A 13,748-nucleotide genomic window follows, 5' to 3' on the forward strand; every position below is an offset into this window, starting at 1 on the left:
CCGAAAGGACACCGAAGAACCATGACCACCGCCCCCGCCCGCACCGCGCAGGACGACTACACCACCGTCCGCACCGCCATCGGCGCCTACCGGATCACCGCCCCGCTGGTCCGGGTCTCCGGCGGCGACCGCTACGAGTTCCTCGACCTGTTCCTGGCCAAGTCCAGCGAGTACGTCGAGCCGGACAGCGTCCGCGAGGCCCTGGCCCTGAACACCGACGGCTCCCCGTTCGCCGTCCTGCTGCACTTCGAGATCGGCGACGACTCCTGGCTGCTGCCCCGCACCCCCGTCACCGCCGAGCAGCTCACCGCCTACCTGGACGCCGTCGACGCCCCGTCCGACGTCACCGTCGAGGTCGCCCCCGAGGGCTGGGGCGCCAGCGCCTTCGAGGGCCCGCACGCCTGGGCCGCCGCCGCCACGTTCGTCGAGTTCGACATCTCCGGCCTGACCCTGCACGGCGTCACCGAGTCCGCCGTCCCCGGCGAGCCCGCCGCGCTGGCCCACCTCGCCCGGGTCGGCACCACCGGCGAGTACGGCTACCTGCTGCTCTCCAACGCCCCCGAGGCCGCCCACGCCGCCGTCGTCGAGGCGGTCACCGCCGAGAACGGCGCCGAGGTCGGCCCGCAGGGCCTGGCCCGGGTCCAGGCCGAGGCCGGGATGGCCGTCTACGCGGCCGGCTTCGGCGGACTGCCGGTGCACGAGGCGGACCTCGCCTGGATGGTCGACTGGAACCGGATCGGCGAGTTCCAGGGCTCCGAGGAACTGGTCAAGCCCACCTCCGAGACCGCCAAGACCACCGCCCTGGCCGCCCCGGCCGGCGCCGTCGTCCCGGCCGGCACCCCCGTCACCGCCGGCGGGCAGCGGATCGGCACCGTCGTCTGGCAGGCCCCGTCCGCCAACGCCGAGGAGGAACTGGTCGTCGCCCTGCTGGACGCCCCGTTCTGGGTCCCCGGCCTGGAGCTGGCCGCCGGCGACGCCGACAGCACCCCGCTGCGCACCGTCACCCAGCCCCGCGTCATCGCCCGCTCCCTCACCACCCGGATCCACTGATGACCGACCACACCACCACCACCGAGCGGATCGCCCTCACCGGGGTCGGCCTGATCACCGGCGCCGGCGACGACGCCGAGAAGAGCTGGGCCGCGATCTCCCAGGGCGTCTCCGGCATCAAGACCAACACCCTGTTCGACACCACCGAGCTGCTCACCGACTGGGCCGGCATGGTCACCGCCGAGCAGCCCGCCGACCTCGACCGCTGCTACGCGCTGGCCGCCACCGCGATCCGCGAGGCACTGCGCACCTCCGGCCTCGACCTGGACACCGTGGACCGCGACCGGGTCGCCGTGGTGGTCGGCTCCAGCCTCGGCGCGATGCCGACCCTGGAGAACGTCCACCGCGGCCTGGTCAAGGACGGCGAGCTGGACGCCCCGGCCGCCGCCGCCTCCCAACTCCCCTGCGTGGGCGACTACATCGCCGCCGAGTTCGACCTGCGCGGCCCGCGGATCGTGCTGTCGAACGCCTGCGCGGCCAGCGCCGTGGCCCTCGGCTACGCCGCCGAACTGCTCTGGAAGGGCGAGGTCGACCACGTCATCTGCGGCGGCGTCGACCCGCTGGCCGAACTCTCCGCGTACGGCTTCTCCGCCCTCGGCGCGCTCGACCCCGAGCCGTGCGCGCCGATGTCCGCCTCCACCGGGCTCACCCTCGGCGAGGGCGCGGGCTTCATGGTCCTGGAGTCCGCCGAACGGGCCGCCGCCCGCGGCGCCACCCCGCTCGCCGAACTCGGCGGCTACGGCCTCTCCTGCGACGGCTACCACCAGACCGCCCCCGACCCGAGCGGCAAGGGCGCCGCCGCCGCGATGGCCCAGGCCCTGCGCACCGCCGGGCTGGAGCCGCAGGACGTCGACTACGTCAACCTGCACGGCACCGGCACCCCCGCCAACGACGTCTCCGAGCCCAAGGCCGTGAAGCTGCTGTTCGGCGCCGAGCTGCCGCCCGCCAGCTCCACCAAGTCGATGCTCGGCCACACCCTGGGCGCGGCCGGCGCGGTCGAGGCGATCGTCTCCACCCTGGCCATCGACCGGGGCGTCATCCCGCCGACCGTCAACACCCGCGGCACCGCCTCCCCGTTCGGCCTGGACATCGTCCCCGACAACGGGCGGCCCGCGCCGCTCGAGGTGGTCGCCTCCAACTCCTTCGCGTTCGGCGGCAACAACGCCACCGTCGTCCTCAACAAGCCCGGACGGCCCGCCCGTTCGGCCCGGCACACCCAGCCCGTGCACCACGTCGTGGTCACCGGCGTCGCCGGACTGGCCGGCTCGGCCGGCTCCACCGCCGAACTGACCGCCGCCCTCGCCGAGGGCCGGACCGGCTTCGACACCCTGGAGCAGGTCGCCGGGATCGGCGAGCGCCCGATCGGCCGGATCGACGTCAAGGCCGTCACCAAGCGGCTCAACCCCAGCAAGGCCCGCCGGATGGACCCGCTCGGCGTGCTCGCCGCCGGCGCCGTCGGCGACCTGTACGAGCGCCACGGCAAGCCCTCCCGGGCCGAGGCCGAGGGCACCGGCATCGTCTTCGCCACCGGCTACGGCCCGGTCACCTCCGTCCTCAACTTCCACCAGGGCGTGCTGGAACAGGGCATCACCGGCGCCAACCCGGCGATGTTCGCCAACACCGTCGTCAACGCCGCCGCCGGCCACGTCGCGATGCTGCACCGCTACCGCGGCTACACCGCCACCATCGCCAACGGCGGCACCTCCTCCGTCCTCGCCCTCCAGCTCGCCGCCCGGGTCATCGCCCGCGGCATGGCCGACCGGATCATGGTGGTGGTCGCCGACGAGTTCCCCGCCCAGGCCCTGGCCACCCAGGCCCGGCTGCCCGGATACGCGAAGACCGCGCACGTCGTCCCCGACGGCGGCACCGGCACCGTCCTCTCCGAGGGCGCCGCCGCGATCCTGCTCGAATCCGAAGCCTCCGCCGCCGCCCGCGGCGCGAGCGTCCTGGCGGACGTCCGCGGCTTCGGGGCCTCCGGCGAGTCCGTCGGCATCGGCCGGATCGGCCGCGACGGCGAAGCCTGGGCCCGCGCCCTGCGCGCCGCCCTCGCCGAGGCCGACTCCACCCCCGAGCAGATCGACACCGTGGTCTCCGCCGCCTCCGGCTACCGCCTGGTCGACCTCGCCCAGCGCCGCGCCCTCGCCCTGGCCGGCCTCGCCGAACGCCCCACCCGCACCCCCAAGGCCCAACTCGGCGAGACCTACGGCTCCGCCGGCGCCCTCGGCCTGGTCGCCGCCCTCGCGGGCGACGCCCCCGCCGGACGCCTCCTGCTCTCCAGCTTCGCCTACGGCGGCTCCTACGCCGCCGCGGTCATCGACGCGAGGCCCTGATGACCCCCCTGCGGACACCCCGACCCCCCACCGCCCTCACCGCCAGCTGGTCCCTCCACCTGGGCCCGGCCCTGCACGCCGCCACCCGCCTCCCGGCGGGGGCGGAGCACGGCGGGGCGGGGGAGCGGTCGGCGGATCAACTCGCCTCGGCGGGAGGATCGTCGGCGGTGGGTGGTGTCGGCGGTGCTGCGGCGGGGTCGGGAGATGGCCGTCCGGCGGTCGGTGCCGAGCCTGCGGCGGTCCCGCCGGGGACTCAACTGGGCCCTTCGGGAGGGTTGTTGGTGTCGGGTGGTGTCGGTCGCGCTGCGGCGTCTCCGGGCCGTCCGGCGGTTGGCTCCGAGCCTGTGGCGGTCCCGCTGGGTGCTCAACTGGGCTCTTCGGGAAGGTCGTTGGCGGTGGGTGGAGTCGACGGAGCTGCGGCGGGACCGGGAGGTAGCCGTCCGGCGGTCGGCTCCGAGCCTGCGGCGTCCCCGCTGTGGGCGCAACTGTCCTCTTGGGTAGGTGCGTTGGCGCCGGGTGGCGTCGGCCGTGCCGTGGCAGGGTCGGGAGGTGGCCGTCCGGCGGTCGGTGCCGAGCCTTCGGCGGCTCCGCCGAGGACACGACTTGCTCCGTTGGCAGGGACGTTGGCGGCCCCCGGCCGGGCGCGGTTCGGCTTCGGTGCCGGTCGCGTCGTGGGGGCCGAGACCGAGTCCGCTGCCGGTGCGGCGGAGCGTGAACCCGCTCCGGTCGCCGATGGGGGAGCGGTCCGGTCCGGCGGGGCCGGGCGGCGGGTGGCCGGGATGGTCTTCGCCGTGCGGCGGTTGACGGCCCGGCTGGTGGGGACGGGGCGGACGGCTCCGGCCCTCCCCGCCACCGGGTCCGTACCGCCGGCGGTGAAGGACGGGCTCGCCACCGTCTCTGCCGCCGCCCTCTCCGCCGCTGGCGCTGGTGCAGCGGTTCGGTCGGCGGTCCGGGGGACCGGGTACCGCCCGGAGGTCGACGGCAGGTGGGCCGTGCCGGCCCCGGCCACCGCCATCCTCTCCGTCTCCGTCCCCGCCGCCAGCGCAGCGGTTCGGGGGGCGGGGTGCCGCCCGGGGGCCGATGGCGGGTGGGACGTGCTGGCCCCGGCCACCGCCGCTCTCTCCGTCCCTGCCTCCGTCTCCGCTCCCTTCTCCGTCCCTGCCGCCGACGCAGCGGCCCAGTCGGCGGTTCGGGGGACCGGGTGCCGCCCGGGGGCCGATGGCGGGTGGGCCGTGCCGGTCCCGGCCACCGCCGCTCTCTCCGCCCCTGCCCCCGTCTCCGCCCCCCTCTCCGTTCCTGTCTCCGTCCCTGCTGCCGATGCAGCGGCCCGGTCGGCGGTCCGGGGCACCGGGTGCCGCCCCGGGGTCGACGGCGGGTGGGACGTGCCGGTTCCGGTCAGCGTGGCCGACCGGGTGGTGTCCGGGGCGGAGCGGGGGGTGGTCGACTGTCTCGTCACCCACCATCCGCGGCTGCCCCGGGACCGGATGGGCCACCGGCTGAACGACGCCGGGCGGTGGCTGATCGCCGAGGCGGTGGCCCACCTGTACGGGGTCCGGATCTCGCCGCGCGAGCTGGCTCGCGATGAGCACCGGCGGTGGAGCGTACCGGAGTTGGGCCTGACCGCCTCGGTCGCGCACTGCGCCGCGTACTCGACGGTGGCGCTGGTCGCCGGGCAGACCGTCGGGGTGGACCTCCAGGACCACCGGGACCGGCCGTTCGCCATGCAGTGGCTGGGCGCGCTGCTCGGCCGCCCGGACGGCGAGCCCGCCACCATGCGGGACTTCGCCGAGTGCGAGGCGCTGATCAAGGCGTCGCACATCCGCAAGGAGACCTTCGCGGGCGTCCGGCTCCCGGACTGGCGGCCGGGTTGGCGTCCCACCAACGTCGGCTACCTGGTCCGCTCCACCGACCTCGGCGACGGTCTGCAACTGGCCCTGGCCACCGACGCCCCCGCGCAGGTCCGCTGGTGGTGGCAGCCGGAGCCCGCCGCCCGCCCCGTCCGCACCGCCACCCCGAAACTGGAGCCCGTCGCATGACCCCCACCGCCACTCCCACCGCCGCCCCGGGGCGCGTCTACACCCGGCGGATCTCGCAGATCGAGCGCGGCTACCTGAACGCCAACGCCACCGGCACCCCGCAGCTGATCCAGATGGTGATCGAGGGCAGCGGGCGGATCGACCCGGCCGAACTCGCCGACGCGGTACGGAAGTCCACCGCCGTCAACCCCGGTCTCGCGGTGCGCCGGAAGGGCCCGAACTGGCGGGCCGACGACGCCGCCCTGCCGCCGGTCACCGAACTGCCCGCCGGGGCCGGGTTCGAGCACCCGTTCTTCCACCGCGACCTGGACGTCGTCACCGGTCCGGTCTGCGAACTCGGCCTGGCGAACGGGCCGGTGACCCGGCTGGTGGTGCGGGCCAGCCACATCGTCACCGACGGCCGAGGGCTGCGGCACTGGATCGAGGACCTGTTCCGGGCCCTGCGCGGCGAGCAGCTCCTCGGCGCCGACTCCACCGTCGACGACACGCACTTCCGGGCCGCCGCCGCCCCCGTCCCGGCGGCGCCCGTCCCGGCCCGGGTGGAGGGCTTCCCGGCGATCCTCGGCCGGGGCGCGGCCGACGGCACCGCGCTGTGGCTGCGCCGCTCGATCGCGGCGACCCCGACCGCGGTGACCGCCCGGATCGGCGCCGCCGTCTCCCGGCTGCTGACCGCCGACACCGGCCGGCTGATCATCCCGGTGGACCTGCGCCGGCACGACCGCGAGGTGCGCTCCACCGCCAACCTGACCTCCCAGCTGGTGCTCGACCTGCACCGCGAGGACCGCTGGAACCGGCTGCACAGCCAGCTGCTCGCCGCCATGCTCCGCAAGCGCGAAGTCGCCTCCCTGGAAAGGGACTTCCTCCGCAACAACCCGTTCGCCAACTCGCTGCGCGAGGCCCAGGAGCTGGACGGCACCCGCTTCCCGTGCACCGCGATCCTCACCGACCACGGCCGGATCGACACCGGCCTGTACCGCACCGCGCACTTCCGCCCGACCGAGTACTACACCCTGCCGATGCTCGTCCCGTACGCCGAGATGTTCCTGAGCACCTGCCAGATCGACGACCGCACCGAGCTCACCCTGTCCTGCCGCAACCGCCCGGACGCCCGCCCGGCCGCCGAAGCCGTGCTGGACGAGGTCGAGCGCGCCCTGCTCACGGTCGACTGACCCGGTCCGGCCCACACTCCTCCTCCCCGCTGATGAAGGACCCGCGAAGATGCCCACCACACCCGCCCGCACCACGGTGAACGCGGCCAAGGGCAAGGCCCGCCGCAAGCCGGCCCCGGCCCGCAAGCCCGCCGCCACCACCGTCACCGTCACCAAGACGACCGCCACCGCGACCGCCGCCGCCACCGCCGCCACCAAGGCGACCGGTGCCAAGCCCGAGTCCCCCGCCCCGTCCGCGAAGGCCGCCACCCCGAAGGCCGCCACCCCGAAGGACGCGCCGAAGGACGCCACCCCGAAGGACGCGCCGAAGGACGCCCCCACCGCCGTCGCGGTCGAGGAGGAGCCCACCCCCGTCGAGCAGGCCGCGCCCCCCGCCGACCGGACGCCTCCCCCCGCCGAGGCGCCGTCGAAGGCCGCGCTGCTCACCATGGTGATCGCGGTGGCCGGCGGCTTCATCGCGCTGCTGGACACCACCATCGTCAACGTCTCGATGCAGGAGACCACGGCCCGGTTCGGCGGCATCAACCAGGTGCAGTGGGTGGTGACGGCCTACCTGCTGGCGCTGGCGGCCGTGATGCCGGCCACCGGCTGGCTGGCCACCCGGTTCGGGACGAAGCGGGTGTTCGCCGCCGCGGTGACGCTGTTCGCGCTGGGTTCGCTGGGCTGCGCCGCCGCACAGTCGCTGGACCAGCTGATCGCGGCGCGCGGCCTCTCGGGCGCGGCGGCGGGCGTGCTGACGCCGGTGTCGACGATCCTGCTGACCCGCGGGGTGCCGCGCGAGCACCTGGGCCGGGTGCAGGCGCTGAACGGTTCGGTGATGCTGATCGGTCCGCTGCTGGGCCCGACCATCGGCGGTCTGCTGGTGGGCTGGGGCGGCTGGTCGGCGGTGTACGTGGTGAACGTCCCGTTCTGCGCGGTGCTGCTGGCGGCGGCGCTGCGCTGGGTCCGCAAGGACGCGCCGCCGGCCGGGAGCGCCCGGCCGCTGGACGTGCTGGGCCTGGTCTCCTCGGCGACGGCGACGGTCTCCACGGTGCTGGCGATCCACGAGTACGCCGAGCAGGGCGCCCGGGCGAGCGCGGCGCTGCTGGTGCCGGTCGGCCTGGCGGTGCTGGGCGCGGTGGTCTTCGTGCTGCGCGAACTGCGGGCGAAGGCGCCGCTGCTGGACCTGCGGCTGTTCCGCATCCCGGTGTACGCGACCGCGGTGGTGAACATCTTCTGCCTGGGCTTCGTGCTGTACTCGCCGATGATGCTCATCCCGCTGTACTTCGAGGACGCCCGCGGCGAGTCCGCGGTGGCCACCGGCCTGCTGATGTCGACCGGCGGCCTGGGCGTGGTGTCCGCGGCCTGGCTGTCCCGGGTGCTGCTGCGCAAGATCGGCGGCGGCGCGACGGTGCTGATCGGCATCGGCCTGACCATGCTGGCGACGCTGCCGATGACCGGCCTGACCGGCACCACCCCGTACCCGCTGATCTGCGCGAGCCTGGTGGTGCGCGGCCTGGGCACCGGCCTGACCATCGTGCCGACGATGACCCGGGCGTTCCAGTCGATCCGTCAGGAGTCCATCCCGGACGCCTCCTCGCAGCTCAACCTGACCCAGCGGATCGGCGGCGCGCTGGCCATCGCGGTGGTCACGGTGGTGCTGACCGACTCCGCGAAGGAGCACCACGGCATGGTGCCCGCCGCGTTCGCGCACTCCTTCGGCTGGCTGCTGGGGGTGTACGGGGTGACGCTGCTGCCCGCGCTGGCGCTGCTCCTCGCGGACCTGCGGGAGAAGCGGGCGCAGGCAGCACCGGCGGCACCTGCGGCACCGGCAGAACCTGCGGCGCAGACGGCCTGACGGCGCGTCAGCCGGGCGCCCGCGGTCAGCGCGTGGCGGGGAGCCAGCCGTCCTGGACGGCGTGCACCCCGGCCTCGAAGCGGCTGCGGGCGTCCAGCCGTTCCATCAGGTTGGCGGCGAACCGGCGGGCGGTGCGCGGCGAGACGCCCATCCGCTTGGCGATCGCCTCGTCGGTGTGGCCCTGGGCGAGCATCTTGAGCACCGCGAGTTCCTGCGGCGGCATCTCGTGCGCGTCGACCTTCGGCATGTCGCCGACCGGGATCGCGTTGTCCCAGACGCCCTCGAACAGGGCGCACAGCGCGGCCACCGTGCCGGCGCCGCGCAGCACCACCGCGCCGGCCCGGGCGTCCTCGGTGTCGATCGGCAGCACGGCCTGCCGCCGGTCGAAGATGATCATGCGAATGGGGAGTTCGGGCACCGTCCGGACCTGGCCGCCGTGCAGGTTCAGCCAGGTCACGTGGTCCAGGGTGGGCCGGTGGTTGCGGACGCTGTCCAGGTAGACCGTGCGCATCTGGACGCCGCGCTCCAGCAGCGCCGCGTTCGGCTGCCGACTGGCCCGCAGGTCCTCCTCGGTGTGCGCGCCGCCGGGGGCGAAGGTGGCCACCTCCTGGCGCACCGAGCCGGCCAGTTCGGCCAGCCGCTCGCGGATCGCCTCCGGGCCGCTCAACTGCTCCGAGGCGGCGTCGGTCGCGGTCGGCCGGAACGCCGAGCACTCCGCGATCAGCTGCGCGGCGGCGGCCCGGGAGGCTTCCACCCGCAGCTGCTGGGCGGCGAGTTCGGCCTGCTGGCGGGCCAGCAGCACCTCCATCGCGGTCTCCGGGCCGATCGCCCGGAACCCGATGCCCTCCCGGGCGGAGGGCTGCACCAGGGCCAGTTCGCTCAGCCGGTCGAGCCCGGCGCGCACTCTCTCCTCGGTGATGCCCAGCGACCTGGCCAGGGCGGCGACGCCGGACTGCGGCTCGGCCAGCATCCGGCGGTAGATGGATTCGGCCTCGGTGTCGAGTCCCAGTGCGTCCAGCATGAATCGATCCCCGTTTCGATCAGCGCCAGTAACGTTTGCTCGGGCTCAGAGCTTACTGATACGGGGCAACCACGCACTGACCGTCATGTTCCGGAGAGGTGTCCGGGCAGCGGACGCGGGACCACCGGGACCGCGGCCCGGCACCGGGGGGATCACACCGCGGCGGTCAGCAGCAGGCGGCCGACCAGCTCGGTGACCTCGGGCGCTCCGGGGACGGCCCCGGGAACGGGCTCGGCCGGCGGCTCGGGCAGGGCCGAGGAGCAGTCCCGGATCAGGCTGTGGAAGGAGAACAGCGCCGACGCCTCCTGCCGGACCAGGTTGTGCTCGAACAGGACGTCCAGGAAGCACTCGGCCTCGTCCGGGCTCACCCCGGTCAGCGCCGCCGCCCGCTGCACGTCGAAGCTCTCCGCGCCCTGCCGGCTCATCAGCCGGGAGAAGCGCTGCTGCGCCCGGTCCAGGTACTGGTAGGAGGCGCGCAGCAGCGCCATCAGGTCCCGGTCCGCGGTGCGCAGGCAGCGGGCCCGCCGGGCCGGGTCGGCCAGCCGCTCCACCAGGTCCGCGACCGTCCAGGCCGGACGGTCGCGCAGCCGGGTCGCGGCGATCCGCACCGCCAGCGGCAGGTACCCGCACAGCGCGACGGCCTCGGCGGCCCGGGCGGGCTCCCGGGCCACCCGGGCCCGGCCGGCCACCCGGGCCAGCAGCTCGACCGCGTCGGACGGCGGCAGCACGTCCAGCGGCAGCGCCACCGCGCCGTCCAGGGCGCTGAGTTTGCGCCGCCCGGTCACCAGCACCAGGGTCTCCCCGGCGCCCGGCAGCAGCGGGCGCACCTGGGCGCTGTCCGCGGCGTCGTCCAGCACCAGCAGGCAGCGCCGGCCGGCCAGCCGGGCCCGCCACAGCGCGCTGCGCTCCTCCAGCGAGGCCGGGACCTCCTCGGGTCGCAGGCCGTCCGCCCGCAGCAGTGCGGCCAGCGCCCGGATCGGCGGCACCGGCGGCCGGGTCTCGTCGAAGCCGTCCAGCGCGGCGAAGAACTGGCCGTCCGGGAACTGCCCGGTCAGCTGGTGGGCGAGCCGCACCGCCAGGGTGGTCTTGCCGACCCCGCCCATGCCGTCGACGGCCAGCATCAGCGGGGCGCCGGGGGCCCGCCGGCCGACCGCCTCCAGCAGCAGGGCCGACTCGGCGGCCCGGCCGGTGAAGTCCGCCAGGTCGTGCGGGAGGCAGTTGGGGCTGCCGGGCGGCTCCTGCCCCCGGGCGGGCCGCGGCGCGGGCGGTTCGGCCGGTGCGGCGGCGGCGCCGTGCACGCCGGGGCCGTCGGCCAGGATCTCGGCGTGCAGGGCGCGCAGCCCGGGGCTGGGCTCCAGGCCGAGTTCGTCGGCCAGGAAGCGCCGCCCCTCGTCGTACACGGCCAGCGCGTCGGCCTGCCGGCCGCTGCGGCACAGGGCCGTCATCAGGCTCCGCCGCAGCGAGTCGCGCAGCGGGTACTCGGCCAGCAGCGCCGTCAACTCGCCCACCAGCGAGGAGGTTTCGCCGACCTTCAGGCGCAGTGCCATCAGGTCCTCGACGGCGGCGATCCGCTGTTCGTTCAGTTTCACCGCGGCGCTGGTCACCGCCGGGCAGTGGATTCCGGCGAAGGCCTCGCCGCGCCACAGGTCGACCGCGGACTGGAGCAGCCGGATCGCCTCGGCGAACCGCCCGTCCCGCTCGGCGGCCCGGGCCTCCCGGACCTTGCGGGCGAAGCGGTTGGCGTCCACCGCGTCCTCCGGGGCGGCCAGCCGGTAGCCGACGTCGGCCGTCACCAGCCGGTGCTCGCCGGCGGCCAGCACCCGTCTCAGGTCCCGGATGGCGTTGTGCACCTGGGGGCGGGCCGAGGTCGGCGGGTCCTCCCAGAGCTCGTCCACCAGGAAGTCCATCGGCACCACCCGGCCGACGTTCAGCAGCAGCAGTGCCAGGAGTCTCTGCTGCCGCATGCCCCGGACGTCCACGGGGACACCGCTCTGGCGGGCCTCCAGGGCGCCCAGCACCAGGAATTCCATCGTCCTTCACCCCCGTGAATCCGATCGGTCCGTCTACTCGCCGCTCGCCGCTCGCCGCTCGCCGCTCGCCGCTCGCTGCTCGTGCGGTGCGGTGCGGTGCGGTTGCGCTGTGCTGTTGTGCTGACCTTCGGTCAGTTGGTGCGGTGCGGACGGGCCTTGCCGACCCGTCGGCGGGTGCCGTGCGGCCGGTCGGCTCAGCCGCCCCAGGTGACGTCGCCCTGCGGGGAGGCGCCCGGGTGCGGGGTGGCGGTGGCGGTCGGGGTCGGGTCGACCTGGACGGTCCCGGCGCCGTCCGCGACGTTTCCGGAGAATTCCACGGCGCCCGCCGAAACGGTCAGGGCGGCGACGGCGACAATCGCGGAAGCGGCGAACTTGGAGACACGGGTGACCAGCACGGAATTCTCCTCGGAAAGTAGTGGGGATTTCCCGGGATTCCCTCCCGGGGTTCCTGGCCGGGGCTCTCGCTCCCCCCGACACCTCCACTCTGCTCCCGCCGGCAGCGGGAGGGAACAGACTCCGGCTGGACGGAACATGCACTGACCTAAGCCGTCCAGGCCGACCTCAGTCGAAGTCCCACCAGGGGCCCGGAACCAGGGCCGCACCCACGGCCAGCACGTCCACACCGGCCAGCTCGGGCTCCTCGCCGACGGCGCGCCCCAGCAGGGCGGCGGCCCGCTCCTCCGCCTCGGCCAGCCCGGCCGACAGGCTGAACACGCCCACGGTGACCTCGCCCGTCCCGTCCTGGTGGACGCTCACGTGCTCCAGGGCGTCCGCCTCGCGGGCATGGGACTGGACCATTTCCGCCAAGCCCGGGGGAACTCCACCGCCGGCCGGCATTCGCAACCTCGCGTGAACCAGATACATGGTCCCATCTTCGTCCCCGCCGCTAAGTACCCGAACGACTTCCGGGTGGTCTCTTTATGCCGTGGCACAAACCGTCCCGCCCGCGCCGGTCCTGAACGGGACGGCGTGGACGGGACGGGACGGGCGGGACGCGTGGGACGTGCGGGACGGGGCGCCGGTCAGACGGCGGCGACCGCCGCGAGGTGGTCGGGCAGTTCGCCGCCGCTGTCCAGGAAGTGCGTCAGCGGCAGCGTCGCCGCGCCGAGCGTCACCGCGTCCGGACCGAGGTCGGAGAGGGTGATGGTGGTGCGGGAGCGGGGGAAGGACAGGGCGTAGCGGGTCGCCGCCTCGCCGATCGCGGGGAGCAGCCGGGGGCCGAGCAGCAGGCCGGCCCAGCCGCCGATGACGATCCGCTCGGGGTTGAACAGGTTGACCAGGTCGGCGATGGACGCGCCGAACAGCTCGGCGGCCTCGTCGAGCAGGGCGACGGCGCTCGGCTGCCCCTCCTCGGCGGCCCGCAGCAGGGCCGCCAGACCGGCCTTCTCGCTGGTGTCGGGCACCGTGCCGTCCCAGCGCTCGACCAGCGCCTCGGCGCCGACGTACGCCTCCAGGCAGCCGCGGGAGCCGCACCGGCAGGGGCGGCCGCCGACGTGCACCTTGGTGTGGCCCCACTCGCCGGCCGAGCTGGTCGCGCCGCGGAAGCGGACGCCGTCGGCGATCACGCAGGCGCCGACGCCGGAGCCGAACAGGGCGACCACCGCGTGCCGGCTGCCGCGCCCGGCGCCGAACCACATCTCGGCCTGGCCGAGCGTCTTGGCGCCGTTGTCGACGTACAGCGGCAGCGGGGTGTGCTCGCGCAGCATCCGGCCGAACGGGACGGCGTCCCAGCCGAAGGTCTGGCCGTGCACGACGATGCCCGCGCCGGGGTCGGCGCCGGTGCCCTGCTCGACGATGCCGGGCACCCCTATCCCGATGCCGAGCACGTTCTCGGCGGCGACGCCGGCCGCGGCGAGCACCTGGTCGAGGCCGCCGGCGATCATCCGGACCACCCGCTCGGGGTCGTGCGCGGCGAGCAACGGCTGGTCGGCCGAGGCGAGTTCGGTGAGCGCGAGGTCGAAGAGGGTGACCCGGACCTGGGTCTCGCCGATGTCGATGCCGACCAGGTGGGCCTGGCCGGGGGTGACCCGGAGCAGGATGCGCGGGCGGCCGCCGTCGGACTCGACCGATCCGCACTCCTCGATCAGCCCGTCGGCAAGCAACTCGCCCGTTACGTTGCTGACCGATCCGGCACTCAGCCCGGTCGCGGTGCCCAGCTCCTGGCGGCTCAGCGGACCGTTGAAGTACAGGTGTCGCAGTAGCGTGGAACGGCTGCTCCGGCGCAGGTCGCGAACGGTCTGCTTGCCTCGCGGTGTCATCGGTTTCCCTTCTTCGT

10 protein-coding genes are annotated in these 13,748 nt (G+C 75.0%); 5 read left to right on the forward strand and 5 right to left on the reverse strand.

Annotated features, from left to right (window positions below; all coding sequences use genetic code 11):
- The first annotated feature begins 21 nt into the window (after positions 1-21).
- The 5 genes from ACIQVD_RS24105 to ACIQVD_RS24125 all read left to right on the forward strand — a co-directional run bounded on the left by ACIQVD_RS24105 (position 22) and on the right by ACIQVD_RS24125 (position 8,422).
- On the forward strand, positions 22-1,050 hold the full coding sequence (locus ACIQVD_RS24105) for an aminomethyl transferase family protein (RefSeq protein ID WP_402291658.1): 1,029 nt from the start codon (positions 22-24) through the stop codon (positions 1,048-1,050).
- On the forward strand, positions 1,050-3,380 hold the full coding sequence (locus ACIQVD_RS24110) for a beta-ketoacyl synthase N-terminal-like domain-containing protein (RefSeq protein ID WP_402291659.1): 2,331 nt from the start codon (positions 1,050-1,052) through the stop codon (positions 3,378-3,380). The genes ACIQVD_RS24105 and ACIQVD_RS24110 overlap by 1 nt, the downstream gene beginning before the upstream one ends.
- Positions 3,381-4,762: 1,382 nt before the next feature.
- Positions 4,763-5,416, forward strand: a complete 654-nt coding sequence (locus ACIQVD_RS24115) for a hypothetical protein (RefSeq protein ID WP_402291660.1) — start codon at positions 4,763-4,765, stop codon at positions 5,414-5,416.
- Positions 5,413-6,585: a hypothetical protein gene (locus ACIQVD_RS24120; protein ID WP_400691947.1), complete on the forward strand. Its 1,173-nt coding sequence runs from the start codon at positions 5,413-5,415 to the stop codon at positions 6,583-6,585. Before ACIQVD_RS24115 ends, ACIQVD_RS24120 begins: the two co-directional genes overlap by 4 nt.
- A gap of 49 nt (positions 6,586-6,634) precedes the next feature.
- Complete coding sequence (locus ACIQVD_RS24125; RefSeq protein ID WP_402291661.1) at positions 6,635-8,422, forward strand: DHA2 family efflux MFS transporter permease subunit; 1,788 nt, start codon at positions 6,635-6,637, stop codon at positions 8,420-8,422.
- Between the two features lie 25 nt (positions 8,423-8,447).
- Here ACIQVD_RS24125 and ACIQVD_RS24130 read toward each other — a convergent pair whose 3' ends face one another.
- From ACIQVD_RS24130 to ACIQVD_RS24150, 5 genes are all read right to left on the reverse strand, one after another.
- Positions 8,448-9,443, reverse strand: coding sequence for a LuxR C-terminal-related transcriptional regulator (locus ACIQVD_RS24130; RefSeq protein ID WP_400691941.1), 996 nt, complete (start codon positions 9,441-9,443; stop codon positions 8,448-8,450).
- A gap of 152 nt (positions 9,444-9,595) precedes the next feature.
- Positions 9,596-11,473, reverse strand: a complete 1,878-nt coding sequence (locus ACIQVD_RS24135; protein ID WP_400691938.1) for a BTAD domain-containing putative transcriptional regulator — start codon at positions 11,471-11,473, stop codon at positions 9,596-9,598.
- Between the two features lie 194 nt (positions 11,474-11,667).
- The gene (locus ACIQVD_RS24140; protein WP_400691935.1) at positions 11,668-11,868 is read right to left on the reverse strand and encodes a hypothetical protein; all 201 of its coding nucleotides are present in this window, start codon (positions 11,866-11,868) and stop codon (positions 11,668-11,670) included.
- Positions 11,869-12,034: 166 nt separating this feature from the next.
- A complete protein-coding gene (locus tag ACIQVD_RS24145) occupies positions 12,035-12,271 on the reverse strand; it encodes a hypothetical protein (protein ID WP_402291662.1) in 237 nt (78 codons plus the stop codon).
- A 224-nt stretch (positions 12,272-12,495) separates the two neighbouring features.
- Positions 12,496-13,731 (reverse strand): ROK family protein, encoded by a 1,236-nt coding sequence (locus ACIQVD_RS24150; RefSeq protein WP_400691929.1) that lies wholly within the window; start codon positions 13,729-13,731, stop codon positions 12,496-12,498.
- Positions 13,732-13,748 lie beyond the last annotated feature (17 nt).

It is taken from the genome of Kitasatospora sp. NPDC090308 (genome assembly GCF_044769485.1).
GTDB classification, from domain to species: Bacteria; Actinomycetota; Actinomycetes; order Streptomycetales; family Streptomycetaceae; genus Kitasatospora; species Kitasatospora fiedleri.

What these genes read in the sequence shown, in the direction of transcription:
- ACIQVD_RS24145 (WP_402291662.1), bottom strand. Translation starts at nt 12,271, where the DNA reads ATGGTCCAGTCCCATGCCCGCGAGGCGGACGCCCTGGAGCACGTGAGC.
- ACIQVD_RS24135 (WP_400691938.1), bottom strand. Translation starts at nt 11,473, where the DNA reads ATGGAATTCCTGGTGCTGGGCGCCCTGGAGGCCCGCCAGAGCGGTGTC.
- ACIQVD_RS24120 (WP_400691947.1), top strand. Translation starts at nt 5,413, where the DNA reads ATGACCCCCACCGCCACTCCCACCGCCGCCCCGGGGCGCGTCTACACC.
- ACIQVD_RS24110 (WP_402291659.1), top strand. Translation starts at nt 1,050, where the DNA reads ATGACCGACCACACCACCACCACCGAGCGGATCGCCCTCACCGGGGTC.
- ACIQVD_RS24130 (WP_400691941.1), bottom strand. Translation starts at nt 9,443, where the DNA reads ATGCTGGACGCACTGGGACTCGACACCGAGGCCGAATCCATCTACCGC.
- ACIQVD_RS24150 (WP_400691929.1), bottom strand. Translation starts at nt 13,731, where the DNA reads ATGACACCGCGAGGCAAGCAGACCGTTCGCGACCTGCGCCGGAGCAGC.
- ACIQVD_RS24125 (WP_402291661.1), top strand. Translation starts at nt 6,635, where the DNA reads ATGCCCACCACACCCGCCCGCACCACGGTGAACGCGGCCAAGGGCAAG.
- ACIQVD_RS24105 (WP_402291658.1), top strand. Translation starts at nt 22, where the DNA reads ATGACCACCGCCCCCGCCCGCACCGCGCAGGACGACTACACCACCGTC.